This window comes from Citrobacter sp. Ce129, assembly GCF_030334545.1.
In the GTDB taxonomy this organism is placed as follows: domain Bacteria; phylum Pseudomonadota; class Gammaproteobacteria; order Enterobacterales; family Enterobacteriaceae; genus Citrobacter; species Citrobacter europaeus.
On sequence record NZ_JAOWDS010000007.1, the window covers coordinates 1 to 268 of the forward strand.

The following is a 268-nucleotide window of genomic DNA, read 5'->3' on the forward strand; positions in this document are numbered from 1 at the left end:
GCTTGTAGCTCAGGTGGTTAGAGCGCACCCCTGATAAGGGTGAGGTCGGTGGTTCAAGTCCACTCAGGCCTACCAAATTCGCCTCCGTGCTGTGTTACGGCGATGCTCGCATACTTCAGTATGCTTCGCACCACCGCGCCTTGCCCGGAAACGAATTAGGGTACAGAGATAAGTATTTACGATGGGGTTATAGCTCAGCTGGGAGAGCGCCTGCCTTGCACGCAGGAGGTCTGCGGTTCGATCCCGCATAGCTCCACCATCCTTTACT

The 268-nt window shown here is 55.6% G+C and carries 1 tRNA gene; it reads left to right on the top strand.

Going from position 1 to position 268, the window contains the following annotated elements:
• The first annotated feature begins 183 nt into the window (after window positions 1–183).
• A tRNA-Ala gene (locus OGV77_RS00030) sits at window positions 184–259 on the top strand.
• The last annotated feature ends 9 nt before the right edge of the window (window positions 260–268 follow it).